The organism is Prevotella sp. ne3005, assembly GCF_900110085.1.
Taxonomy (GTDB): Bacteria; Bacteroidota; Bacteroidia; order Bacteroidales; family Bacteroidaceae; genus Prevotella.
In genome coordinates this window covers 85,493-109,252 of record NZ_FOCK01000003.1, presented here as the reverse complement: position 1 = coordinate 109,252, position 23,760 = coordinate 85,493, and the positions used below count along the sequence as shown (strand labels likewise).

General features: G+C 51.8%; 24 protein-coding genes. 20 read left to right on the top strand and 4 right to left on the bottom strand.

The features are described 5' to 3' along the window. The first annotated feature begins 16 nt into the window (after positions 1-16). From BMY16_RS05360 to trpA, 5 genes are read left to right on the top strand one after another with little or no spacing between them, the layout of a single operon-like run. Positions 17-1,408 carry an anthranilate synthase component I family protein gene (locus BMY16_RS05360; protein ID WP_091840696.1) on the top strand — a complete coding sequence of 464 codons (1,392 nt, stop codon included), beginning with the start codon at positions 17-19 and terminating at the stop codon, positions 1,406-1,408. Further along, entirely contained in the window at positions 1,405-1,968 is a 564-nt protein-coding gene (locus BMY16_RS05355) for an anthranilate synthase component II (RefSeq protein ID WP_091840694.1), read from the top strand. The genes BMY16_RS05360 and BMY16_RS05355 overlap by 4 nt, the downstream gene beginning before the upstream one ends. A 59-nt stretch (positions 1,969-2,027) precedes the next feature. Next, the gene (gene trpD / locus BMY16_RS05350) at positions 2,028-3,026 is read left to right on the top strand and encodes an anthranilate phosphoribosyltransferase (RefSeq protein WP_091841031.1); all 999 of its coding nucleotides are present in this window, start codon (positions 2,028-2,030) and stop codon (positions 3,024-3,026) included. A 6-nt stretch (positions 3,027-3,032) separates the two neighbouring features. After that, entirely contained in the window at positions 3,033-3,638 is a 606-nt protein-coding gene (locus BMY16_RS05345) for a phosphoribosylanthranilate isomerase (protein ID WP_091840693.1), read from the top strand. Between the two features lie 12 nt (positions 3,639-3,650). Further along, complete coding sequence (gene trpA, locus BMY16_RS05340) at positions 3,651-4,430, top strand: tryptophan synthase subunit alpha (protein WP_091840691.1); 780 nt, start codon at positions 3,651-3,653, stop codon at positions 4,428-4,430. Here trpA and cysS read toward each other — a convergent pair whose 3' ends face one another. Further along, a complete protein-coding gene (cysS, locus tag BMY16_RS05335) occupies positions 4,431-5,942 on the bottom strand; it encodes a cysteine--tRNA ligase (RefSeq protein WP_091840690.1) in 1,512 nt (503 codons plus the stop codon). 22 nt (positions 5,943-5,964) lie between these two features. Beyond that, positions 5,965-6,657 carry an SIR2 family NAD-dependent protein deacylase gene (locus BMY16_RS05330; RefSeq protein WP_091840688.1) on the bottom strand — a complete coding sequence of 231 codons (693 nt, stop codon included), beginning with the start codon at positions 6,655-6,657 and terminating at the stop codon, positions 5,965-5,967. Positions 6,658-6,836: 179 nt separating this feature from the next. Between BMY16_RS05330 and BMY16_RS05325 the strand changes: the two genes are divergently transcribed. The 9 genes from BMY16_RS05325 (at position 6,837) to BMY16_RS05285 (ending at position 15,873) form a co-directional block, all read left to right on the top strand. Next, on the top strand, positions 6,837-7,442 hold the full coding sequence (locus BMY16_RS05325) for an FKBP-type peptidyl-prolyl cis-trans isomerase (RefSeq protein WP_091840687.1): 606 nt from the start codon (positions 6,837-6,839) through the stop codon (positions 7,440-7,442). Positions 7,443-7,497: 55 nt separating this feature from the next. After that, the gene (locus BMY16_RS05320; protein ID WP_091840685.1) at positions 7,498-8,376 is read left to right on the top strand and encodes an FKBP-type peptidyl-prolyl cis-trans isomerase; all 879 of its coding nucleotides are present in this window, start codon (positions 7,498-7,500) and stop codon (positions 8,374-8,376) included. Further along, entirely contained in the window at positions 8,376-9,224 is an 849-nt protein-coding gene (locus tag BMY16_RS05315; RefSeq protein ID WP_091840684.1) for an FKBP-type peptidyl-prolyl cis-trans isomerase, read from the top strand. Before BMY16_RS05320 ends, BMY16_RS05315 begins: the two co-directional genes overlap by 1 nt. 113 nt (positions 9,225-9,337) lie before the next feature. Next, on the top strand, positions 9,338-9,817 hold the full coding sequence (locus BMY16_RS05310) for an Lrp/AsnC family transcriptional regulator (RefSeq protein ID WP_091840682.1): 480 nt from the start codon (positions 9,338-9,340) through the stop codon (positions 9,815-9,817). After that, on the top strand, positions 9,814-11,535 hold the full coding sequence (locus BMY16_RS05305; RefSeq protein WP_091840681.1) for a membrane dipeptidase: 1,722 nt from the start codon (positions 9,814-9,816) through the stop codon (positions 11,533-11,535). Before BMY16_RS05310 ends, BMY16_RS05305 begins: the two co-directional genes overlap by 4 nt. Before the next feature lie 7 nt (positions 11,536-11,542). Then, on the top strand, positions 11,543-12,574 hold the full coding sequence (locus BMY16_RS05300; RefSeq protein ID WP_091840680.1) for a M28 family peptidase: 1,032 nt from the start codon (positions 11,543-11,545) through the stop codon (positions 12,572-12,574). A gap of 49 nt (positions 12,575-12,623) precedes the next feature. Next, complete coding sequence (locus tag BMY16_RS05295; RefSeq protein WP_091840678.1) at positions 12,624-13,214, top strand: GNAT family N-acetyltransferase; 591 nt, start codon at positions 12,624-12,626, stop codon at positions 13,212-13,214. Next, positions 13,201-14,928: a hypothetical protein gene (locus BMY16_RS05290; protein ID WP_091840677.1), complete on the top strand. Its 1,728-nt coding sequence runs from the start codon at positions 13,201-13,203 to the stop codon at positions 14,926-14,928. Before BMY16_RS05295 ends, BMY16_RS05290 begins: the two co-directional genes overlap by 14 nt. Continuing rightward, a complete protein-coding gene (locus BMY16_RS05285) occupies positions 14,929-15,873 on the top strand; it encodes a lysophospholipid acyltransferase family protein (protein ID WP_091840675.1) in 945 nt (314 codons plus the stop codon). A 5-nt stretch (positions 15,874-15,878) separates the two neighbouring features. Here the strand turns inward: BMY16_RS05285 and BMY16_RS05280 are convergent, their stop codons facing one another. Further along, positions 15,879-17,015 (bottom strand): ATP-grasp domain-containing protein, encoded by a 1,137-nt coding sequence (locus BMY16_RS05280; protein WP_091840674.1) that lies wholly within the window; start codon positions 17,013-17,015, stop codon positions 15,879-15,881. A 143-nt stretch (positions 17,016-17,158) separates the two neighbouring features. Here BMY16_RS05280 and BMY16_RS05275 point away from each other — a divergent pair, with 143 nt between their 5' ends. The 6 genes from BMY16_RS05275 to BMY16_RS05250 are packed head-to-tail and all read left to right on the top strand — an operon-like array spanning position 17,159 to position 22,817. Continuing rightward, a complete protein-coding gene (locus BMY16_RS05275) occupies positions 17,159-18,052 on the top strand; it encodes a glycosyltransferase family 2 protein (RefSeq protein WP_091840672.1) in 894 nt (297 codons plus the stop codon). Then, a complete protein-coding gene (kdsA, locus tag BMY16_RS05270; RefSeq protein ID WP_317614774.1) occupies positions 18,036-18,830 on the top strand; it encodes a 3-deoxy-8-phosphooctulonate synthase in 795 nt (264 codons plus the stop codon). Before BMY16_RS05275 ends, kdsA begins: the two co-directional genes overlap by 17 nt. An 11-nt stretch (positions 18,831-18,841) precedes the next feature. After that, positions 18,842-19,699 carry a class I mannose-6-phosphate isomerase gene (locus BMY16_RS05265; RefSeq protein WP_091840668.1) on the top strand — a complete coding sequence of 286 codons (858 nt, stop codon included), beginning with the start codon at positions 18,842-18,844 and terminating at the stop codon, positions 19,697-19,699. Continuing rightward, a complete protein-coding gene (locus BMY16_RS05260) occupies positions 19,696-20,349 on the top strand; it encodes a ribulose-phosphate 3-epimerase (RefSeq protein WP_091840666.1) in 654 nt (217 codons plus the stop codon). Before BMY16_RS05265 ends, BMY16_RS05260 begins: the two co-directional genes overlap by 4 nt. 9 nt (positions 20,350-20,358) lie before the next feature. Continuing rightward, positions 20,359-20,838 carry a KdsC family phosphatase gene (locus BMY16_RS05255; protein WP_091840665.1) on the top strand — a complete coding sequence of 160 codons (480 nt, stop codon included), beginning with the start codon at positions 20,359-20,361 and terminating at the stop codon, positions 20,836-20,838. Positions 20,839-20,843: 5 nt separating this feature from the next. Then, positions 20,844-22,817, top strand: coding sequence for an LTA synthase family protein (locus tag BMY16_RS05250; RefSeq protein ID WP_170836014.1), 1,974 nt, complete (start codon positions 20,844-20,846; stop codon positions 22,815-22,817). On the opposite strand, the gene BMY16_RS05245 is transcribed toward BMY16_RS05250, so the two are convergent. After that, positions 22,771-23,754, bottom strand: a complete 984-nt coding sequence (locus tag BMY16_RS05245) for a lysophospholipid acyltransferase family protein (RefSeq protein WP_091840662.1) — start codon at positions 23,752-23,754, stop codon at positions 22,771-22,773. The two genes, BMY16_RS05250 and BMY16_RS05245, sit on opposite strands and share 47 nt — an antisense overlap. Positions 23,755-23,760: the final 6 nt, after the last annotated feature.

The following is a 23,760-nucleotide window of genomic DNA, read 5'->3' as shown; positions in this document are numbered from 1 at the left end:
TGGACAATTGAAAATTATGAATACATTCAAATATACGACAAGCAGCAAGACTATTCTGGCGGATCTGTATACGCCTGTGGGTGTGTATATGCGACTGAGAGACCTCTATCCGCAGAGTGCATTGATGGAGAGCTCCGACTACCACGATGCCAACAACTCACGTTCGTTTATCGGTATCAACCCCATCGCCAGTGTTGCCATCGGACATGGCGTCGCCACCGTCAGCTATCCTGACAGCAGCACCATGACCCATGAAGTAAATAAGGACTACCGTTCTGATAAAGCCATCCACGCCCTCATCGACCGGATAGAGGTTTCGGGGGCTGATGCCAAGGACTGCGGTCTCTTCGGCTATACTTCGTTCAATGCCGTGCGCTATTTCGAGGACATCGCCGTGAAGGATGAGACCCAGGCCAAGAATGATGCCCCCGACCTGCTCTATATATTATATAAGGTGGTGATCGTGTTCGACCATCATAACAACCAGCTGAAGGTGGTGACACTGGGTGAGCCTCAGGACATCGATGACATGCTGAAGGCCATGAACAAGGCCAGTGTGAAAGCCTATGACTTCCACCCCGTGGGTGAGACCACCAGTCCGCTCACCGACGAGGAGCATAAAGCCAATATCCGCCGCGGCATCCGGCATTGTCTGCGAGGCGACGTGTTCCAGATCGTGCTCTCGCGCCGTTTCGTCCAGAAATATGAAGGCGACGACTTCAAACTGTACCGTGCCCTGCGAAGCATCAACCCCAGTCCCTACCTTTTCTACTTTGACTTCGGTGGTTTCCGCATCTTCGGTTCCTCACCCGAGACCCACTGCCGGATAGAAGGTAAGAAAGCGTATATCGACCCCATTGCCGGCACCACGAGACGTACGGGTGACGAAGAGGCCGACCGCCAGGGTGCTGAATACCTGCGTAACGACCCTAAGGAGAATGCCGAGCATGTGATGCTGGTAGACCTTGCCCGTAACGACCTGAGCCGCAACTGTCACCATGTCAAGGTCGACTTCTATAAAGACCTGCAGTACTATTCTCATGTCATCCACCTCGTCTCTCGCGTCAGTGGCACCCTCGACGACTGTGCCGACCCCATCAAGGCTTTTATCGACACCTTCCCTGCCGGTACCCTCAGTGGTGCCCCTAAGGTACGTGCCATGCAGCTCATCTCCGAATATGAGCCCCACAACCGTGGTGCCTACGGTGGCTGTATCGGTATCATAGGCCTCGACGGCTCGTTGAATCAGGCCATCACCATACGTACCTTTGTCTCCCGTAACGGTGAACTGTGGTTCCAGGCTGGTGGCGGCATCGTGGCCAAGAGTGATGAGGAGTACGAACTCCAGGAAGTAAACAACAAATTAGGGGCTTTAAGGAGGGCCATCGAAAAAGCAGAAGCATTATGAAAATAGTCATCATCGACAACTACGACTCGTTTACCTATAACCTGAGTCATTTGGTCAAGGAATTAGGTGCTGAGGTCACCGTACTGCGTAATGACCAGTTCCAGCTTGCCGACCTCGAGCCCTATAGCAAGATTATCCTCTCGCCGGGTCCCGGCATCCCCTCTGAGGCAGGTCTGCTGCTCGATGTCATCCGTACCTATGCCGGCAAGAAACCCATCTTGGGTGTCTGCCTAGGGCATCAGGCTATTGGCGAGGCTTTCGGGGGAAAGCTCGAGAACCTGAGCGATGTCTTCCATGGTGTCGCCACCCCCTGTCACATCATCAGCGACGACCCCCTCTTCAGTGGTCTCGACCACGATATCACCATCGGCCGTTACCACTCGTGGGTGGTCTCTAAAGACGGTTTCCCCGACTGTCTGGAGGTGACTGCGGAAAGTGACGAGGGACAGATCATGGCCCTGCGCCACAAGACACTGAACGTCCGCGGCATTCAGTTCCACCCTGAGAGCGTGCTCACCCCCGACGGACGCAAGATGCTGCAGAATTGGATGTTTCTTTAAGATTGAAAATTGAAGATTGAAGATTGAAAATTGAAAATTGAATAAATATGGCACAGACAATGAAAGACATCCTCAACAGGATGCTGAACCACGAGGAACTCTCTCGTGAAGAAATGAAGAATATTCTGGTGGGCATCACTCAGAGTGAGTATCCCACCGAACAGATCACTGCCCTGCTCACTGCCTTGCAGATGCGTGGCGTCACCGTCGACGAGCTGTTGGGCTTCCGCGATGGTATCCTCGAGACGGGTGTTCCCGCTATCCTCAATGCCGACCGTTATATCGACGTCGTTGGCACCGGTGGCGACCGTAAGAACACCTTCAACATCTCCACCACCTCCTGCTTCGTCATCGCCGGTGCTGGCTATAAGGTGGCCAAACACGGCAACTATGCAGCCACCAGTGTCAGCGGCGCCTCAAACGTCATCCAGCACCACGGCATTAAGTTCACCGACGACATCGACCGCCTGAACCGTTCACTCGATGAGGCCGGCATCGTCTATCTCCATGCCCAGCTCTTCGCCAAGGCCATGAAGTTCGTGGGCCCCATCAGGAAAGCCCTGCAGTTCCCCACCATCTTCAACCTCCTGGGGCCGCTGGTCAACCCCAGCCAACCCAAGTGCCAGCTCTTAGGTGTGGCCAACCTCGACCAGATGCGCCTCTATCATCAGGTGTATCAGAAGATTGGCATCGACTACGGTATCGTGAACTCCATCGACGGCTACGATGAGATCTCTTTGACAGGCGACTTCAAGGTTACCACCCGTCAATACGAACGTATCTTCAAACCCAGCGACCTCGGTTTCGAGATTGCCAAGCCCGAGGAACTCGTGGGTGGTGCCACGGAAGAAGAGGCTGCCCAGATCTTCGACAGTGTACTCGAGAACCGTGCCTTGCCAGCCCAGAAAAACATCGTGTTGGCCAATGCCGCCTTCGGTATCCAGGTGCTCGAGAAGGGTGAGAAGTCTGTCGAGGAGTGTATCGCCATTGCCCGTGAGAGCATCGACAGCGGTGCAGCCCTCCGTACCTTCAAGAAGTTTGTCGAACTCAACTCGTAGGCGACCATGGTCATTAAGGTATGTGGCATGCGTGAGCCGGAGAACATCCGTGAGGCCGAAGCCCTCGGTATCGACCTCATGGGATTCATCTTCTGGCCGAAGTCCAGTCGTTTTGTCAGTGAGCGACCTGCCTATCTGCCTACAACATGCAGGCGGGTAGGGGTGTTTGTCGATGAACATATAGAGGAAGTGCAGCGTATCGCCGGGGAATATGCCCTCGACATCATCCAGCTTCACGGCCATGAGTCACCCGACTACATCCGCCAGCTCCATCTCTCATGTTCGCTCATTAAAGCCTTCAACATCGCCACGATCGACGACTTCACCGCCTGCATCCCCTACGAGGGACTGGTTGACTACTTCCTCTTCGACACGAAAGGCCAGCGTGTTGGGGGCAATGGACAGAAGTTCGACTGGAGTGTGCTCAAGGCCTACCGTTGTCAGACACCGTTCCTGCTCAGCGGTGGCATCGGCCCCGACGATGCCTTACGTATTAAGGCTTTCAGTCATCCGCGCTATGCTGGCATCGACCTCAATTCCCGCTTCGAGTTGTCCCCTGGCCTCAAAGACATCGATAGCATCAAGAGTTTTTTGGAAAAGGTAAAAAGGTAAAAAAGTAAAGATATGGCAAATAAAATCAATCAGTTATTCGAAAATAGCAAGGACCGGAAGCTCCTGTCGCTCTATTTCTGTGCTGGCTGTCCTACGCTCGACGGCACAGCCGACGTCATCCTCACCATGCAGCGTCGTGGCATTGCCATGATCGAGGTGGGCATCCCCTTCAGCGATCCCCTCGCCGACGGCCCCGTCATCCAGAGTGCTGCCACCCAGGCTCTCCGCAACGGCATGACCCTGCAGAAGCTCTTCGGTCAGTTGGCTGCCATCAAGGATCAGGTTTCTATCCCCCTCGTGCTGATGGGCTATCTTAATCCCATCCTTCACTATGGCATCGAGGCGTTCTGCAAGAGTTGTGTGGAGAGTGGTGTCAGTGGCGCCATCATCCCCGATCTGCCCTTCGACGACTATCTGAACATCGTCAAGCCCGTGGCCGACAAGTACGATCTGCGTATCATTATGCTCATCACCCCGGAGACCAGTGGGGAGCGTATCCGTTTCATCGACGAACATACCGACGGCTTCATTTACATGGTATCCTCTGCCGCCATCACCGGTGCCCAGAAGAGCTTCGACGAGGCCAAGCAGGAATACTTCCGTCGTATCAACGCCATGAACCTGCGCAATCCCCGTATGATAGGCTTTGGCATCAGCAATGCCCAGACGCTCAAGGCTGCCCAGGACAATGCCGCCGGTGCCATCATCGGCTCTAAGTTCGTAACCCTCTTAAACGAAGCCGAGGGCCATGCAGACATAGCCCTCGACAACTTGTATAAAGCGTTGGAGTGATTACTTATTCAGCTTCCAGGTGACACCGTCCTTGGTGTCCTTCACCTCAAAGCCGGCAGCGGCGAGCTCATCGCGGATCTTATCCGAAGTAGCCCAGTCTTTGTCGGCTTTTGCTTTGGCTCTCAGTTCCAGCACCATGTCCATCACCTTGCCGAAAGCTTCCTCACGGGCATCGTTGGAGCCCTTGTTCTCGGCCTTCAGTCCGAGGATGTCGAAGGCAAAGAGGCTCATCGTCTCCTTCAGCTCCTTCAGGCAGTCGGCACAGATGGTGGCCTTATGGTCCACGAGCTTGTTGATGGTGGTGCAGGCCTCAAAGAGATAGCTGATCACCTGAGGTGTGGCAAAGTCGTCGTTCATCGCGTCGTAACACTTCTGGCGCAGTTCCGTCACCACCTTCTTCGTCTCGGCGTCACACTCTGCCGACGCCTGTACGCGCTCCAGGTCGCTGATGGCGTTCAACAGCTTCTCCAGTCCCTTCTCGGCAGCCACCAGGGCCTCGTTCGAGAAGTCCACGGTGCCACGGTAGTGGGCACTCAGCACGAAGAAGCGGATGGTCATCGGCGAATAAGCCTTCTCCAGCAGCGGGTGGTTGCCTGTAAAGAACTGCTCCAGCGTGATGAAGTTATTATACGACTTACCCATCTTCTGTCCGTTGATGGTCAGCATATTGTTGTGCATCCAGTACTTCACGGCCTGATGTCCCATCGATCCCACGGCCTGTGCTATCTCACACTCATGGTGGGGGAACACGAGGTCCATGCCGCCACCGTGGATGTCAAACTCCTCACCCAGATACTTGCGCCCCATGGCCGTACACTCACAGTGCCAGCCAGGGAATCCGTCGCTCCAGGGTGATGGCCAGCGCATGATATGCTCTGGCTGTGCCTTCTTCCACAGGGCGAAGTCGGCCTGGTTCTTCTTCTCTCCCACACCGTCTAGCTCACGGCTGGCATCCTTGATGTTCTCCAGCGAACGGCCAGAGAGAACACCATACCTGAACTGGGAGCCGGTGCTCTCCGCTCTCTTATTATACGCCTCGATGTCGAAATAGATGCTTCCGTTGCTCTCGTAGGCAAGGCCGTTGTCCAGGATCTGCTGCACCAGCTGCTGCTGTTCGATGATATGTCCTGAGGCGTGGGGCTCTATCGAGGGGCGCAGCACGTTCAGTGCATCCATCGCAGCATGATAGCGGTTCGTATAATATTGGGCTATCTCCATGGGCTCCAGCTGCTCCAGTCTTGCCTTCTTGGCAATCTTATCCTCTCCCTCGTCGGCATCGTGCTCCAGATGTCCTACGTCGGTGATGTTCCTTACATAACGTACCTTATAGCCCAGGTGCTTCAGATAGCGGAACACCAGGTCGAAGGTGATGGCCGGACGGGCATGCCCCAGATGGGGGTCGCCATACACTGTAGGACCACACACATACATACCCACATGGGGTGCATTCAACGGCTCGAAGCGCTCCTTCTGCCGTGTCAACGTATTATAAATGACCAGTTTAGAATCCATATCTTTCTGTTTGTTCTTTTTCTTACTTCATGAGGGTTTCCATTAGCTCCTTCATACCCTCCGAGGCTCCCTTCTGTATCTGCTTGACGCGACTGCCTGCATTCACGGGGTTGGGGTCGATGAGGTAGATGGGGGTGTCGGGCTTGGCATAATGCATCAGTCCGGCAGCGGGGTAGACCACCAGTGAGGTGCCGATGATGATCAGGATGTCGGCCTCTTGCACCTCTTCGGCAGCGATGGTGATATTGGGCACGGCCTCACCGAAGAATACGATGTAGGGGCGCAGCAGCGAACCGTCACCGGCCTTGGTGCCCGGCTCTACCTCACAGTTGTCTGCCGTCAGCTGTATCTGATAGCGCGGGTCGTCGACGTCGCGGCTCGAACACACCTTCATCAGCTCGCCGTGCAAGTGGATTACCTTCTTCGAACCTGCCATCTCGTGGAGATTGTCCACGTTCTGGGTCACTACGGTCACGTCATATTGCTCCTCCAGCTTTGCCACGAGTTTGTGGCCCTCGTTGGGCTGCACGTTCCAGCACTTCTTGCGGAGCATGTTATAGAAGTTTGTTACAAGTGTCGGGTCAGCCTCCCATCCTTCATGGGTGGCCACCTTCGATACGGGATAGTTCTCCCAGAGACCGTCGGCATCGCGGAAAGTCTTCAGTCCGCTCTCCACCGACATGCCTGCACCGGTCAATACAACAATCTTTTTCATGTGTTTATTTGATTTACGACGGTGCAAAGATACGAAAAAAATAGAGTTAACCGTTAAGAATTAAGAAAAAATGTGTGGCGGTAGTAAAATTTTCACCTTTCACTCTTCGCTTTTCACTTTTTTGTTGTACCTTTGCGCCCGAATTTTGAGAGATAACACATTATTTATATAAAGAAAGAATGGATAAATTAAGTTATGCTTTGGGTCTGGGCATCGGTCAGCAGCTGTCCCAGATGGGTGCCAGTGACATCAGTGCCGACGATTTTGCACAGGCCATCAAGGATGTGCTCGAGGGCAACGAACTGCAGGTGTCTCACCGTGAGGCTCAAACGATTGTACAGGACTATTTCCGTAAGCAGCAGGAGAAGCTTCAGGCCGAGCGCGCCGAGCAAGGAAAAGCGCATAAGGAGGCTGGTGAGAAATACCTCGCCGAGAACAGCAAGAAAGAGGGCATCGTCACGTTGCCCAGCGGTCTGCAGTATCAGGTACTGAAAGAGGGCAACGGCAAGAAGCCTAGTGCTAAAGACACGGTGATGTGCCACTACGAGGGAACACTCATCGACGGTACAGTCTTCGACAGCAGCTATCAGCGCGGCGAGCCTGCCACCTTCCCCTTGCAGCAGGTCATTGCCGGTTGGACCGAGGGTCTGCAACTCATGCAGGAGGGTGCCAAGTATCGTTTCTTCATCCCCTACCGTCTGGCTTACGGCGAGGGTGGTGCAGGTGCCTCTATTCCCCCGTTTGCAGCCCTGATCTTCGATGTTGAACTGATTCAGGTCGTGTAAAGGTAAAAGGGTAAAAAGGTAAGAAGGTAAAAAAGTAAAATAAACAATTACGAAAATGAAAAAGATTACATTTGCTGCGATTGCAGCTGTAGCTGCCGTGATGATTGCGTCATGCGGCAACAACACTCCCAGAGCAAGTCTGAAAACTGATGTCGACACCCTGAGCTATGCGCTCGGTATGTCTCAGACACAGGGTCTGAAAGAGTATCTCGTTGGTAGCCTTGAGATGGACACCGCCTACATGGCCGACTTCATCAAGGGTCTTAACGAGGGTGCCAACGCTGGCGACAACAAGAAGAAGGCCGCCTACTATGCTGGTATCCAGATTGGTCAGCAGATCTCTAACCGTATGCTGAAGGGCATTAACCACGAGGTATTCGGCGACGACTCTACGAAGTCCATCTCCCTGAAAAACTTCATGGCTGGTTTCGTCAGCGGAACCACTGGCAAAAAGGGTCTCATGACCGTCGACTCTGCTCAGATGGTAGCCCAGCGCCTCATCTCTGTGGTGAAGGCCAGGGAGCTTGAAAAGACCTACGGCCCCAACAAGGTGGCTGGTGAGAAGTTCCTCGCCGAGAATGCCAAGAAAGAAGGTGTGAAGACCCTCGCCAACGGCGTTCAGTACAAAGTCATCAAAGAGGGTACTGGTGCCATCCCCACCGACACCTCTCTGGTGAAGGTTCACTACGAGGGCCGTCTGATCAACGACTCTATCTTCGACAGCAGCTACAAGCGCGGCGAGCCCACCACATTCCGTGCCAACCAGGTCATCAAGGGTTGGACCGAGGCTCTCTGCCACATGCCTGCCGGTTCTGTATGGGAGGTTTACATTCCTCAGGATCAGGCCTATGGCGAGCGTGAGCAGAACATCATCAAGCCTTTCTCTGCACTGATCTTCAAGATCGAGCTCATCGAGGTTAATCCTAAGAAGTAATGAAGAAGTTCATCATGATAGCACTCGCCCTCGTGGCGGGTGCTTCTTCGTTTGCACAACAGCTGAAGACCAGTAGCGACTCGGTCAGCTACACCGCTGGCATGACCATCACCAACGGTCTTGTGCCCTTCCTGCTCCAGCAGAAAGTCGACACCACGCTGATGGCCGACTTCGTGCGTGGTTTCATGGATGCCGTCAAGGTCACCTCCGACCCTAAGCAAAAAGCCTACATGGTCGGCATGAACATCGCCCAGCAGGTCAACGAGCGCATGTTCCCCGGCATCCGGAAAGACTTCGAGCAGACGCCCGACTCCATCAATGCCGACCTCTTCTACCGCGGCTTTGCCGACGCCCTGCTCGGCGACACCACCCGTTTCACCGTGGCGGCTGCTGAGACCTACTTCACCACGAAGCAGCAGGCCGACAAAGCCGCCCGTGAAGAGCGCCTCTACGGAGCCACCCGCGACGCAGGTCGAAAGTTCCTCGAAGAGAATGCCAAGCGCGACGATGTCGTCAGTCTCCCCAGTGGTCTGCAGTACAAGGTGCTCGTCAAAGGCCAGGGTGAGGTGCCCCAGTCGTCCGACAAAGTGAAGGTCCACTATGAAGGTCGCCTGCTCGACGGCACGGTCTTCGACAGCAGCTACAAGCGTGGCGAGCCTGCCGAGTTCACCCCCATGCAGGTCATCAAAGGCTGGACCGAAGCCCTCACCCTCATGCCTGTGGGTAGCAAGTGGCAACTCTACATCCCCTACGAGCTGGGTTACGGCGAGCGGGGAGCTGGAGAAAACATCAAACCTTACAGCATGCTCATTTTCGATGTCGAATTACTCGAAATTGTGAAAGAATAACCAAGTGTGTCACGGAAGTGGCACACTTTTTTTCAAATTTTTCCCTTAAAAGTTGCAAAGTTCAATAAAATTGCTTACTTTTGCTGACAAATTGTAACTAAAAGGGAAAGAAGATGGACAAAATTGATTTTCTTGACAAGAAGATTCTGAGCATTCTCTCCAAGAACGCCCGAATCCCGTTTAAGGATGTAGCCGCCGAATGCAACGTGTCGCGTGCCGCCATCCACCAGCGTGTTCAACACCTCATCGACGCTGAAGTCATCACCGGCAGCGGCTTCGATGTCAACCCCAAGAGTCTCGGCTACAGCACCTGCACCTATGTAGGCATCAACCTCGAGAAAGGCTCGATGTACAAAGAGGTGGTAGAGTGCCTGCGCCATATCCCCGAAGTGGTGGAGTGCCACTTCACCACCGGCCCCTACACCATGCTTGTCAAGCTCTATGCCCGCGACAACGAACAGCTCATGGAGCTGCTCAACGGCAAGCTGCAAGGCATCCCCGGCGTCGTGGCCACCGAAACGCTCATCTCCCTTGAGCAGAGTCTCAAGCGCGAGATTCCCATTGCTCTCGACGAAGACGAACGGAAGTCATGAAACACTTCGAGCTAAAAACCTACCTCGATGACATCTATGCCCGCTTCCCCGAAGCCGACGGGAAGCCCGTCATCGGCATCACGGGCAACTACGAAGACCTCACCTGTAAACTCGGCCAGGGCTACTATCAGTCTGTGGTAGCCGCCGGTGGTGTACCCCTCGTGATACCCCCTGTTGACTCTGCCGACGTCATCATCAACACCCTCGACCGCATCGACGGTCTCATCCTCAGCGGCGGTGGCGACATCAACCCCCTCTGGGCTGGTGAAGAGCCCTCGCCCCTGCTCCATGGCATCAACAAAGAGCGCGACCTGCCCGAGCTACTCATCGCCCGTCTGGCCTACAACCGTCAGCTGCCCATCCTCGGCATCTGCCGTGGCATCCAGACCCTCGCCGTCGCCTTCGGTGGCAAGGTCTCTCAGGACATCGGTGCCACCTGCACCATCAAGCACTCCCAGGATGCCGACCGCTCCGAGCCTACCCATAGTGTGAAAATAGAGCCCGACTCACTCATTTCCGTGGCCTACCGGGCCACGGAAATGAGTGTCAACTCCTTCCACCATCAGGCTGTCAGCGACCCCGGTCCGCTCTTCCGCACCGTGGCCACAGCCCCCGACGGCATCATCGAAGCCATGGAGAGCAATGAATACAAATCCATCCTCGGCGTCCAGTGGCATCCCGAATGCCTTGCCGACGGACTGCCCCTCTTCCAGTGGCTCGTCGGCGAAGCCGCCAGCTACCGTGCCGCCCACCGTGTCCACGACCGTGTACTCACCCTCGACACCCACTGCGACACCCCCATGTTCTTCCCCGAAGGCATCCACTTCGACCAGCGCGACCCCAAGATCCTCGTCGACCTGCAGAAGATGACCGAAGGGCGTCAGGACGCCACCATCATGGTGGCCTACCTGCCGCAGCCCACCGACCATCCCACCGCCTTTGCCGACCGTATCTTCGACAAGATAGAAGAGATAGTGGCGCAGAACAGCGCCCATATCGCCCTTGCCCGGACTCCCGACGACCTCTGGATCAACAAGCACCGGGGGCTCAAATCCATCATGCTCGGCATCGAAAACGGCATCGCCCTTGACGGACAGCTGCAGAACCTGCAGCACTTCCACGACCGTGGCATCGTCTACATGACCCTCTGCCACAATGGCGACAACGACATCTGCGACTCCGCCTCCCGTAGCAACGCCACCCATGGCGGTGTCAGTGCCTTCGGCGAGCAGGTCATCCACGAGATGAACCGCCTGGGCATCCTCGTCGACATGAGCCATGCCGGTGAAAAGAGCTTCTACGATGCCCTCGACATCAGCCGTGTGCCCATCGTATGCAGCCACAGCAGCAGCCGGGCGCTCTGCGACCATCCCCGCAACCTCACCGACGATCAGATGCGGGCCCTCGCAGCCAAAGGCGGTGTGGCGCAGACCACCATCTACAATGGCTTCCTGCGCCGCGACGGTCAGGCCACCATCCTCGACGTCCTTGCCCACCTCGAGCATGCCATCCAGGTGATGGGCATCGACCATGTGGGCCTCGGCACTGACTTCGACGGCGACGGTGGCGTCCCCGGACTCGCCAACAGCTCCGAGCTCCTCAACTTCACCCGTCAGCTCCTTGCCCGCCGCTACAGCGAAGCCGACATCCAGAAGATCTGGGGCGGCAATTTTCTCCGTGTCATGCGCCAAGCGCAAGAAAATGAAAAAATGAAATAATGAAATAATGAAAAATTTATTTTTGCAGCAAGTAAAAACGCCAAAGGTAATAACCTTTTTACCTTTTTACCTTTTTACCTTTTTACTTTTATCCTCCTGCGGCCTTCGCCAGCAGACGTCCGTCGTTGCTGCCGAAACCACCGAAGAGCCCGTCGGCCCTGCTTTCTGTGCCGATAGTGCCTACGTCTTCTGTGAACAGCAGTGTGCCTTCGGTCCTCGCATCATGAACAGCGAAGCCCACGATCGCTGTGCCTCCTGGATAGCCAACAAATTCCAGCGTTATGGCCTCACGGTCACCCCCCAGCATACCAACCTCCGCGGCTACGACGGCACCACGCTACGTGCCACCAACATCATTGCCAGCTACCGTCCCGACCTCAGCGAGCGTGTCCTCGTCTGTGCCCACTGGGACAGCCGTCCCTGGGCCGACAACGATCCTGACCCCGCCAACCACCGTACGCCCGTCATGGCGGCCAACGATGGTGCCTCGGGTGTTGCCGTCATGCTCGAGCTGGCCCGTCAGCTCAAGTCGGAGAGTGCAGGCATCGGCATCGACTTCATCTGCTTCGATGCTGAAGACTGGGGCACGCCTCAGTGGAGCGATGTGGCCGACGCTGGCAACACGTGGGCCCTCGGCTCGCAATACTGGGCTGCCAATCCCCATGTCGCCGGTTACAAAGCCCGTTACGGCATCCTGCTCGACATGGTAGGCGGTCAGGGCGCCATGTTCTTCAAGGAGGGCATGTCGATGCAATACGCCCCTGATGTGGCCGACCGTGTATGGCGTGCAGCCCAGGTGGTAGGCTTCGGCAGTATGTTCCCCAACAAGCCCGGCACCTACGTCACCGACGACCATGCGCCTGTCAACAGCGTGGCCCATATCCCGTGTATCGACATCATCCCCTACTATCCCGCCTGCGAGCAGAGCAGCTTCGGTCCTACGTGGCACACCGTCAGCGACGACATGCAGCACATCGACCGCACCACCCTCCAGGCCGTCGGTCAAACGCTCATCCAAGTGCTCTACTCTGAGAAGTAAGTTCTTTCATTGCTGTGAGTAGAATTTTTTAGTGATAATTATTGCTAAAATGACTATAATTAAACAGATTCACGAAACAGCAGTTACTAAAGAAGCCTTGTATGCATTAGCCAATAAGGCGTTCAGCATGTGGTCAGATTATCATTTGGAAGAAAAGTGGATGTACCGTACAATAGAAGAGTTCAAGAAGGCAATAGAAAACGCAATGATTTTTGTTGCACTTGATGCTGACAGCGAGGAATTGTTAGGTATGCACTGCTTTAGGGTGAACATGAAAAAAAAACGAGCATATAGTTTTTATCTGGCTGTATTGCCAAAGGTTCACAGACAGGGAATCGCCACAAAGATGATAGCGTATGAGTCAGAAGTACTACGTCGTATTGGTATGACACACATTAAAAGTAGCACTACAACTGATGCCAACTGGTCTGTACAATGCCATCTGAAGAATGGATACAAGCTGATTGGTTTCAAGAAGTCAGATTCCGATGGCCATAAAAGCTTTATCTTTCGAAAGCAATTGGAACCAGTAATGCTCAACACATGGTCTGGGGTGTTGGCCGCTATCCGCCATCCCATCTATTCTCTTTACAGTTCTGCATTTTTTTGTCACTGCCGTTTTTTGTATGATTACAAGTGACAATGGTGTGTGGCAGCTATTCTCTTTTAGAAATAAACAAATGCTGTTCAAAATTCTATTTTATATTAGGTACTATCGTAAAAAAGTAAAGTTTTTACTACAACGACTCTTTAAAAAGAAGTATGTTGTTTATCATCTTTTCCCCTTCAATACCTTAAAAGTGACGTTGAAGGATGAAGATGTACATGAGCTTTATCAAATCTGCGAGATACTGGATAAACATGGCATCCACTATAGACTGACCGATGGGCTTGCACTGGGCCTATACAGGGAGCATCATTTCATCCGGCATGATAACGACTTCGATTTCGATCTGATGGATTTTGATGCGTTGGACGTTTTGAAGGAAGAGATGTTGCAGCGTGGTTATAAGGTCGGAAGAGAAGCATATTTTTTAGAGAAGCTTCAGCAAATTGTTTTTTATAATAAGGATAGCCTTATTGTCGATTTCAGCATTTGGTTCAGAGAAGACGGTGTATTAAAGCATTATGGTGAGGAACACTTTGTACGGATTCAAGAATTGAAGTATTTTGAGACATTGACTGATTATGAATGCTATGGCTATACCTTTAAACTCCCTGGTCACATGGAAGACTGGTTAGTCAAACGATTTGGTGAAGATTGGCGTGTTCCTAAGACTTATAAAGGTGATTGGAAACAGGAATGTAAAGATATACATCGTTTTTTTACTTGGCTAATAGTCGGTATAGTCCTCTCGACGTATCAGGTATCCTATGCGCAGGAAATAGGGTGGGAGGTTAATGCCCGGGGGTTCTTCAATAATTTGGAAGGGAAAAAATCTTCATACCGTCAGGCAAATACTTATGCTGGATTCCGAATACAACCCCAGGTTTCATTGGGCGTCAAAGAAAACACCCATCAATTGGTGGCTGGTTACGATGCGTTGATTGATTGGGGGGGCGAGAACTATCTGGATAAGGAGGGTTTTTTAGCTTACTACAAATATCAGAATCAATACTTAAGGGTTTTATTGGGGAAATATCCTCGTCGTTTGATGGTAGAGGAGATGCCTGAATATCTGATTTGCGATTCCATACAGATCTACCGGCCGAACATGACGGGTTTTGACTTTCTGTATAAGACGAAGAGCGGCTATATCGAAGCATTCCTTGATTGGACCTCTAAACGTGGAGCCGATTCACGTGAGCAGTTTATGGCTGGTGGTATGATCCAGTTCAATGTCGGCGGATTCCTTCTTGGTGCCAATGGCTATTATTATCATTATGCTTTGGAATTTGGAGGTGAAAGTTATAAAGTCCATACGATGCACGACAACACGATGATTCATCCTTATGTGGGACGTAACTTCAAACTGTCGGCAACGACCGACTCCCTGGGTGTAAGAGTAGGAACTATTATCAACTTCGATAGAGACAGGGGCCTTGAGAAGCAGCCTCAGGCTCGTATGGGTTTTCTTGGCGAGGCAGGCTTGAGATGGAAAAAATGGGGTGTGAATGAGACTTTCTATTGGGGTGCTGGTTTGCAACGTTTAGGTGCGGATGGCTTTGGCGAGTATTATTGGGGTGATCCTTTCTACCGTTCTCCAATCTATAATCGTACCGATTTATCATACTTGATAACCTTTGACCGGTATGCCACGTTGAAGGTTGGTTTTATTATCCATATCACAGACAAGGGTGTTCAGACAAGTCAGCTGCTGACATTAATTGCTTCACTGCCTGGAAAAAAGTAAATGAAGGAAATCGGAGTTAAAATACTTATTGGCCTATTGGTGATCATAGCAAGTGTGCCGCTGGGTCTGCTCTACATACTCAGTGACATATCGTATGTTATTATTTATCACCTCTGGGGTTACCGACGTGAGTTGGTTAGAAAGAATCTTCGGCGCTCTTTCCCGGAATATACGGACAAGGAACTGCTTATGATAGAACATAAATTCTATCACCACTTTTGTGATCTGATGGCAGAAGGACTGAAAATGTTGAATATGAGTGACAAAGAGCGTGAGCGTCGTGTCGTCATAAAAGGTGTTGAACTCATTGAACAGGCAGGAGCTGAGGGAAGACCGGTCTTCGTGTATTTTGGACATATTGGCAACTGGGAATGGGTGCCTGACATATCTAGCCGTGTCAATCCTCCCCTTCCCAAAGCTGCTATCTATGAGACCCAAAGAAATACTTTCTCCAACAATGTGATATTACGAGTGCGCGAACGAATCTATCCTCATGCCATGTTGTTCTCTCAGAAAAAAGCTGCACGGGCTTTGCTCAAACTTAAACAGAAGTATGGTAGCTTTCTGTTGGGGTTGATCTCAGACCAATGTCCACCCTATCACCGATTGGTCCACTGGACGACTTTCCTCAATCAGGATACACCTTATATTACGGGTGGGGAGGCGATAGCCCGTAAGATAAATGCAAAGATACTGATGGCCCTGGTCTCAAAACCACGTAGAGGGTATTATGACATAACTGTAATCGATGTGCAGCCTACGGCAGAAGAACTGGCCGATGATGGCGGCTATCCCTATTCTCTGGCTTTTATGAGATTGTTGGAGGAGAATATCCGAAAGCAGCCGGAAATCTATCTCTGGACGCACAACCGATGGAAGTATCGTCGTGAGTACTATTCAGAAAGAAATTGGAAGATCATCGATACCAGGAAGAATCCAGATTGATGATATTAGGGAATATGAGTGAAACGCAAACACTCTCTGCGCGAGCTCGTAAATAGCCATACAAGAACGGGCATTGGGTCTCTAAGGTTGAGTAGCATATATTTGTCTGTACGACAGAACTGCCAGAACCATTTCAGGGGATTCATGGATCCGTGGGCAACACTCGACTTGAAATCCTGAATCTCAGTCATGCCCGTAAAACGTTGTTTCCTGGTAGTGAGGGCTTCTGGTAAATCTTTTTGAGCCATATTGACCAGTCTGCACCATTCCGCAGGTAAATTAATGCCAGGGGTTACCTTGTAGATACCCCCGTCAACTCTGAAGTTCACCTCCATGAAATAGCGTTTACCGTTGACATCTTCTAGGAATTCTATATCAAAGAGTCCTTCATAGCCTATCTCTTTCATCATGGCAGTACATTTTTTCCAGAAGTCGTCATGTTGGCATTTGATGATGTCGCCATAATAGCCAAATGCATCATTTGAAAAACGACTGATAGCATCATAATAGTCGATGTAAACCCTTCCCTTCAATGCCATCCCGAAATAGTCAATCTCGTATTTCTTCTGAATATACTCCGTAACAAGGAATCTGTCTGAGGCAATGATCTTTCGTTTCTCCTCCAGTTCCTCCTTGCTCCGACAGATACTTTCGTCTCCTTTCCCGCCATCAACAGTCCTTATGCTTTTTGTAAAGACGGGATATCGGATAGAGTCAGGAATCGCCTCTTCTCTCGACAGTTCTATAGTCCAAGGGATGGAAAAACCATGTTTCTGGGCCATTTTGGCCATGTTTCTTTTATCCATCCAATAGCCAAGCTTACCCTGTTCACTGGCATTCATCAGCACAAATTTCTCTTTCAGTTCATCTAAATGCTGGTCTATCAGGAAAGCAGGAACATCTGGTATGGTCAGAAGGATAGGCTTTTCATCGTAGTAAGGATAATGGTGTAGCAGATGGTCAAGAATGGCCTCGGCAGATTCAAATTTTTTCCCTTTACTGATGTATTTACTCGAAAGAATGAGGTCGCATTTATGACCAAAGCAGTAACACTCTGGCCTATACCCGCCTTCACCAAGGCATCTGATTAAGCCCAGGCTGTGATATCCGTTACCACAAAATACTACAACTCTTTGATCCATCCTATGATATAGACTCCCTAATATACTGTTTGCAAAGATAGTCATTTCTTTTATATCATGGACTCTTTTATTAAAAAATCATCTATTTATTTGTTTTTTTATTTAATAATATGTATCTTTGTCGCTTGTAATAGGAAACAGATATGCGAAAGTTCTCAATACTCATTCCTAGTTGGAATAATCTTGCTTATCTTCAGGTTTGTGTACAAAGCATTGAGCGGAATTCTGCTTGTAGTCATGAGATCCTTGTTCATGTGAACGAAGGTAGCGATGGCACTTTGGAGTGGGTCCGACAAAAAGGCTTGAGATATACCTATTCCGATCAGAATGTTGGTGTCTGCTTTGCATTAAACTCACTTCGTACCCTGGTGACGACCGATTACATGGTGTTCATCAATGATGACATGTATCTGTTGCCTGGCTGGGATTCTGTTTTTGACGAAGAAATCAGTCGCGTGGGGAACAATCGTTTTTTTTTCTCTTCAACAGTTATCCAGCCCAAGCCCGATGTGCTGAAGCATTTGAGTGTGCTTGTGGCAGACTATGGTTCGTCCCCAGAGTCTTTTAGAGAAGAGGAACTCCTGGCGCATTATCAGGATATGCCCTGTGAAGACTGGCTTGGCGCCACGTCACCTCCAAATATCGTGCATCGTGATATCTGGGATTTAGTGGGCGGCTATAGCATTATCTATTCGCCAGGCGAGGCATCGGATCAGGATTTCTCTGCCAAATTGTGGTTGGCTGGCATCAGGGATTTCCGCGGATTGGCCCATAGCAGATGCTATCATTTTATGAGCAAGTCTGTCAGTCGTATGAAAATGAACTGGGGCGGTCTTCAGTTCCTACGTACTTATGGACTTACACTCAGGTTGTTCAGAAGAAATATTCTTCATGTCGATGATCCCGTTTCTGCTCCTGTAGACAGATATTGGGATTTCTTGTTTAATTTGTTGCGTAGCAGGCTGAAGAGACTATCTACGGCATGTCGTGATACAAAAGGATTAAAGTTGTTAGATGAGTATGGTAAAAAACAATAAGTTCAAGCTGTTGGCAGGTCCTTGTGTGATTGAGTCCGAAGAGCATGTGATGTTCCTGGCTGAGGCTCTGAAATGCATTACGGAAAAGTTCGATGTGGATTTCTATTTCAAGGCTTCCTGGGATAAAGCCAACCGTACCAAGGCCACCAACTATCGTGGTCCCGGACTTCAGGAGGGCTTACGTATCCTTGAGAAGGCCAAGACCGAGCTGGGTGTCCGTATCGTCACCGACATCCATCTGCCCGAACAGGCTGAGGCAGTGGCCCAGGTGGCCGACATCATCCAGATACCCGCCTTTCTATGTCGCCAGACCGACCTGTTGTATGCCGCAGCCAAGACCGGACGCACCGTCAACATTAAGAAAGGCCAGTTCTCCAGTCATGAGGAGATGAACAATGTGGTGGGCAAGATGGAATACTTCGGCTGCAGGGATTTCATGTTGTGCGAACGTGGCAATTGCTTTGGTTATCACGATCTCGTAGTCGACATGACCGGCCTTGTCCGATTGGCTCAGATCGGCTATCCGGTCATCTTCGATGCCACTCATAGTGTTCAGGTGAGCGGCGGTGGCCTGAACCATGGCAATAGCGGCAACAGCGCCTATGTGCCTTATCTGGCTAAGGCCGCAGTGGCCACAGGTGTGCTGGCGGGTCTGTTCATGGAGGTTCACAACGACCCGTCCATGGCCCTGTGCGACGGCAGTTGTATGCTAAGGCTCGACGAGACTGAAAAACTGCTGAGTCAGATCATGCGCATCCGTGCCGTTGTCATGGAATAAATAGATGAGATATGCTGATACTGAAGACGATCATACACAAGACCATCTGGGGCGGACATCTCTATTCGCTCTATTGCCGCGAAGGGATATCCAACGAAATTCTCAATGGGGCATGGAAAGGCCAATGTCTCAACGATGTGTTCCCCCTTTTTAAGGCAGACTTCCACCTTGCCCATTATCCGTACTTTCCACTGACGCTGGCATTGACCGAGGCCCGTCTGAACCTGAGCATACAGGTGCATCCCAACGATCAGACGGCCAATCAACTTGAGCATCTGCCCCGTGGCAAACGCGAGTCGTGGTACTTTCTCAAGGCCCCTCATTCTGGCACCATCATCAACGGGTGTACCTGTCGCGACAAGGCCGAAGAAGAGATGATGATCCGTCATGGTGAGTTCCTGAAGATGGCCGATACGCTGCCCGTCAAGGTGGGCGACTATGTCTTTGTCGAGCCGGGAACGCTTCACGCCATCACTGCCGGCAGTCTGGTCTTCGAGATTGAAGAAGGCTCCGATTCCACCTATCGTTTCTATGACTACGACCGTGTTGGCGCCGATGGTATCCCCCGTGAGCTCCACCTCGACAAGGCCAAGGCTGCCCTCGACTTCCGCCTCAAGTCCAAGGTGCAGACTTACGGTGGCCGTGAGATCCGGGAGAAGACCTACGCCACCCGGCTCATCAAGGATACAGCAACTTATCACAACGAAAGCGCTACGCTGGAGTGTTTCACCCTCGTGGAGGGTTCTCTTCTTTGTCACGACCTTCAGGTAGACGAAGGCTCCACGCTTCTGTTGTGGCCTGGCGAAATTCTCGATACCAGTCAGGTCCGACTCGCTTTCATCTCTAAAATATTGGAGGAAAGCCTATGATCTATTCACCCTCACTGATGTGCGCCAGCTTCGACAATCTAAAGGCCGAGGCACTGAGTCTGGAGGCTGCCGGTGCCACCCGTCTGCACCTCGATGTCATGGACGGTCAGTATGTTCCCAATTTTGCTTTGGGTCTGGGTGATGTCAAGTCTGTATGCCGCAACACGTCGCTTGTCACCGAACTCCACCTGATGATCTATCATCCCGGCCAATACATCAAGATGTTTGCTGATGCAGGTGTCGATATCATCTATTTCCATCCCGATGCCGACGACGACCCTCAGGCCGTCATCCGTCGCATCCGTGAGCGTGGTCTACAGCCTGGCATTGTCATCAATCCAGAGGCCACCATCGAGAGTCTGCAGCCATACTATGAGTTGGTCGATCATGTATTGGTCATGGGTGTCAAGCCCGGTCATGCTGGTCACCTCTACCTGCCCCACGTCGATCAGAAGCTCGAGGAGCTCATCGCCATCAAGAACCGTTACCATTTGGAAATCATGATAGATGGCGCCTGTTCCCTGGAACGGATGGTCAAATGGAGCAAACGGCATGTCGACGGTTTCGTCTTGGGAACCTCGTCGCTCTTTGGCCATCGAGGGTCCTACAAAGATATTATTGATCATATAAAGCGCGCTTGCGGAGAATAGAGAGAAACTATGGATAGGAAAATCAAGATTTTGGTGATGGATGTCGACGGTACGCTTACCGACGGTAAGATCAACATCGGCCCCAACGGTGAACTGTTCAAGTCGTTCGACATCAAAGATGGTTATGCCATCAACGAGCTGCTGCCCGCCCATGGCATCATCCCTGCCATTATCACTGGCAGGATGTCGCAGATTGTGGAAAACCGGGCCCGTGAGTTGCATATCACAGAGCTCTACCAGGGACGTCACGACAAATTAGACACCCTCAAAGCCCTCATGCGGAAATACGGTTGTACGAAAGAGAATGTGGCCTATATCGGCGACGACATCCTTGATATCGTCTGTATGAAAGAATGTGTGTTAGTGGGTTGTCCTGCCGATGCCTGTCAACAAGTGCGCCACCTCGCCCACTATGTCTGCACCTGTAAGGGCGGTGCCGGTGCTGTCCGGGAGTTCATCGAGTATGTGATTGATTATAACGGCCAATGAACACCATGAAAAACGATCTCAGCCGTCAGCCGGCCATCATCATGGCTGTCAATTTTCTTATCCTGATGGTCATCTACATGCTGTCCCGATGGTTCTTCTTCTACATGAACCTCGACAGTTTCCCTGATGTCACCTTCCGTCAACTGCTAACCATGTCGTTGGGAGGCCTGCGGTTCGACCTCAGTGCCCTGCTGTTTCTCAACCTCCCCTGCATCGTTCTTCAGTTCCTGCCCCTCAAATGCCGCCACACCGTTGGTTATCAGCGCATTGTCAAGGTGCTGTTCCTCATTCTTAACAGTCTCGGCATTGTCATCAATATGGCCGATGTCGTCTATTTCCCCTTCGGTGGCCGCCGCGCCACCTCTGTTGTCTTCTCTGAATTCAGCTCAGAGAGCAATCTATTCACGATTCTGCTCCATAGTATGACGGGCTATTGGCCTGTCTGGCTGTTTGGCATCGCCATGATAGCTGCCCAAATCCTATTATATGTATCTCCCATCAGCGACAAAAGACTTCAGCCGTCCTTCCCCCCCGACAAAGTGTATTACCCTCTCCATACGGTGATACTCCTGATGGCAGCGACACTGGTGGTGGGAGGTATCCGAGGGGGATATGGTTTGAAGATGCATCCCCTTCGTCAAGACTCTGCCAGCATCTACTGCAAGAATCCCTTGGAGTCTGCCATAGTGCTCAATACCCCCTTTACGCTCCTCTCCACGTTCTACATGACCGGCTATGATGATCCTCACTTCCTCCCCGACGAATCTCTCGATGGCATATTCAGCCCCATCCGCAACAAAGAGCCCAAGGGTGGTCAGATGCAGCGTCTCAACGTGATCGTCTTCATCATGGAGAGCTTCTCAAGGGAGTATATAGGTTTTTTCAACCGCGACAACGCCGGTGGGCTTTCTCAGAGTTACACGCCCTTCCTTGATTCGCTGCTCACCCAAAGCTACAGCTTTGAGTATGCTTTCGCCAACGGCACCCGTTCCGTTGATTGTATGCCCGCCACCTTTGCTGGTATCCCCCGCTATATTGAGCCTTACTGCTACTACGTCTACTCCACCAACACCCTTCAGGGCCTGCCTGCGATGCTCCGTGAGGAGGGTTATACCACCGCCTTCTTCCATGGTGCGCCCAACACCACCCTCGGTTTCAAGGGCTTTGCCAATGCCATCGGCTTTGAACACTATGATGGTATGGATGAATATGGCAACGACCAGGATTTCGACGGCACCTGGGCTATCTTCGATGAACCCTATCTGCAGTACTTTGCCCGGAAGAGCGACGAGATAGCTCATCATGGCAAGCCTTTCCTCCTCACAGTCTTCACAGCCACCAGTCACGATCCTTTCCGTATTCCCGACCAGTATAAATCTACCTTTACCCGTGGTGAGATCCCTATTCACAAGACCATCAGCTATGCCGACTACGCCATCCGCCGCTATTTCGAGCAGGTGCGCCACAAACCGTGGTTCAACAACACCGTATTTGTCTTCACCGCCGATCATTGCGGCCCTGCTTGTCGCCAAGACTATCACAACGAGATGGGGCGTTTCCTCATTCCCATCTTCTTCTACACGCCTGGCGGCCAGCTTCCTGTTGGCTGTGACTCCACCCGCCTCATCCAGCAGACCGACATCACGCCCACCCTGTTAGGAATGCTCAACTACCAGAAACCCTTTTTCTCTTTTGGAAAAGATGTGTTTTCCACCAGCCCCTCCTATCTTAACTATGTCTTTTACGATCACAACGGACAGTCGATGTACTACCTCGACGACCTGATGATAACTTACCACGACAACCGTCTCATCGGTATTTACGACTATCGTCATGACTTCTCGCTCACTCACAATCTGATAGGTCATAGGTCTCGTTATCCTCAGCTACCGTTCATGCAGCGTCAGCTTGAGGCCATAATCCAGCAATATGTCACGAGGATGAAGAGTAATGCCCTTCACCAATCCTCTTGGCGATAATATACTGCCTCATATACTCGGGTGTTGTCTTCCAGCGTAGGTGCCCCCACACCCACTGGTCGGGATATTCCCTGATGATGCGCTCCAGTGCGTCGTTATAGTTCTGGGTGTTGTGCCTGAACGTTTCCAGGTCGGTCTCCTTTCTTTCAAACGGGATCTCCGGCAGGATCCTGAAGGTGTAGCGGTCGCTCTCTTCATGGCGGATGGTAAACATCGGCAGCACAGGTGCTCCAGTAGCCAGAGCCAATCGGGCGCATCCAATGGGCGTATAAGCCCTTTTCCCGAAGAAGCTGAGGAACTCGCCGCGTATATGGACGTTATCCTGGTCAATCATAATGATCAGGCACTCCCCTTTCTTCAGTCTTTCCACGAGGGTGTGGAAACAGTGGTTACGCTCGATATTTGCCATGCCGCGTTTCTCCCTGAGCCCCACCATCATCCTGTTCAGGGCGGGGTTGTGTATTCGGCTGCTTACGCCCATCGTCCTGTAGCCCATGATGGGCGGCATGATGGCTGAGAACTCCAGTCCCGGTGTGTGAGGCACCAGGCACAGCACGCCCCTTCCTTGCTCGTAGGCCGCCTTCAGAAACTCCTCTCCTTCAATGGTGAAATAGCGCTCAAACTGCCTCCTCGTCTTCAGGTGGCTCATCAGGGCGTAGTCGGTAAACGCCTTGGCAAAGCCCACATGGGCTCTTCGCCCTATCTCCTGATAGGAGCCCGCCACCGTCTCCTCTCCGAAAGCTGTTTCCAGATTCTTCCTCACTATTGTGCGGGTATGCTTTGACAGACTGTAGAAACATGTCGCCAACCATCCGTGCCACCACAGCACCAACTGCCTCGGCAGCAGCTTTCCCACCACCATAAACGACACGACGACCCCATAGACAATCAGACCCCTGACTGGCCTAATGAAATAGATCCTGAACTTCGATGTCATCTTTGC

Coding starts and splice junctions, on each gene's coding strand:
- BMY16_RS05300 (WP_091840680.1), top strand. CDS start 11,543: ATGAAAAATTTATTTTTGCAGCAAGTAAAAACGCCAAAGGTAATAACC.
- BMY16_RS05275 (WP_091840672.1), top strand. CDS start 17,159: ATGCGAAAGTTCTCAATACTCATTCCTAGTTGGAATAATCTTGCTTAT.
- BMY16_RS05355 (WP_091840694.1), top strand. CDS start 1,405: ATGAAAATAGTCATCATCGACAACTACGACTCGTTTACCTATAACCTG.
- BMY16_RS05290 (WP_091840677.1), top strand. CDS start 13,201: ATGATTACAAGTGACAATGGTGTGTGGCAGCTATTCTCTTTTAGAAAT.
- BMY16_RS05245 (WP_091840662.1), bottom strand. CDS start 23,754: ATGACATCGAAGTTCAGGATCTATTTCATTAGGCCAGTCAGGGGTCTG.
- BMY16_RS05265 (WP_091840668.1), top strand. CDS start 18,842: ATGCTGATACTGAAGACGATCATACACAAGACCATCTGGGGCGGACAT.
- BMY16_RS05345 (WP_091840693.1), top strand. CDS start 3,033: ATGGTCATTAAGGTATGTGGCATGCGTGAGCCGGAGAACATCCGTGAG.
- kdsA (WP_317614774.1), top strand. CDS start 18,036: ATGGTAAAAAACAATAAGTTCAAGCTGTTGGCAGGTCCTTGTGTGATT.
- BMY16_RS05280 (WP_091840674.1), bottom strand. CDS start 17,015: ATGGATCAAAGAGTTGTAGTATTTTGTGGTAACGGATATCACAGCCTG.
- trpA (WP_091840691.1), top strand. CDS start 3,651: ATGGCAAATAAAATCAATCAGTTATTCGAAAATAGCAAGGACCGGAAG.
- BMY16_RS05285 (WP_091840675.1), top strand. CDS start 14,929: ATGAAGGAAATCGGAGTTAAAATACTTATTGGCCTATTGGTGATCATA.
- BMY16_RS05295 (WP_091840678.1), top strand. CDS start 12,624: ATGACTATAATTAAACAGATTCACGAAACAGCAGTTACTAAAGAAGCC.
- BMY16_RS05320 (WP_091840685.1), top strand. CDS start 7,498: ATGAAAAAGATTACATTTGCTGCGATTGCAGCTGTAGCTGCCGTGATG.
- BMY16_RS05330 (WP_091840688.1), bottom strand. CDS start 6,657: ATGAAAAAGATTGTTGTATTGACCGGTGCAGGCATGTCGGTGGAGAGC.
- BMY16_RS05310 (WP_091840682.1), top strand. CDS start 9,338: ATGGACAAAATTGATTTTCTTGACAAGAAGATTCTGAGCATTCTCTCC.
- cysS (WP_091840690.1), bottom strand. CDS start 5,942: ATGGATTCTAAACTGGTCATTTATAATACGTTGACACGGCAGAAGGAG.
- BMY16_RS05315 (WP_091840684.1), top strand. CDS start 8,376: ATGAAGAAGTTCATCATGATAGCACTCGCCCTCGTGGCGGGTGCTTCT.
- BMY16_RS05325 (WP_091840687.1), top strand. CDS start 6,837: ATGGATAAATTAAGTTATGCTTTGGGTCTGGGCATCGGTCAGCAGCTG.
- BMY16_RS05255 (WP_091840665.1), top strand. CDS start 20,359: ATGGATAGGAAAATCAAGATTTTGGTGATGGATGTCGACGGTACGCTT.
- BMY16_RS05305 (WP_091840681.1), top strand. CDS start 9,814: ATGAAACACTTCGAGCTAAAAACCTACCTCGATGACATCTATGCCCGC.
- trpD (WP_091841031.1), top strand. CDS start 2,028: ATGAAAGACATCCTCAACAGGATGCTGAACCACGAGGAACTCTCTCGT.
- BMY16_RS05360 (WP_091840696.1), top strand. CDS start 17: ATGAATACATTCAAATATACGACAAGCAGCAAGACTATTCTGGCGGAT.
- BMY16_RS05250 (WP_170836014.1), top strand. CDS start 20,844: ATGAAAAACGATCTCAGCCGTCAGCCGGCCATCATCATGGCTGTCAAT.
- BMY16_RS05260 (WP_091840666.1), top strand. CDS start 19,696: ATGATCTATTCACCCTCACTGATGTGCGCCAGCTTCGACAATCTAAAG.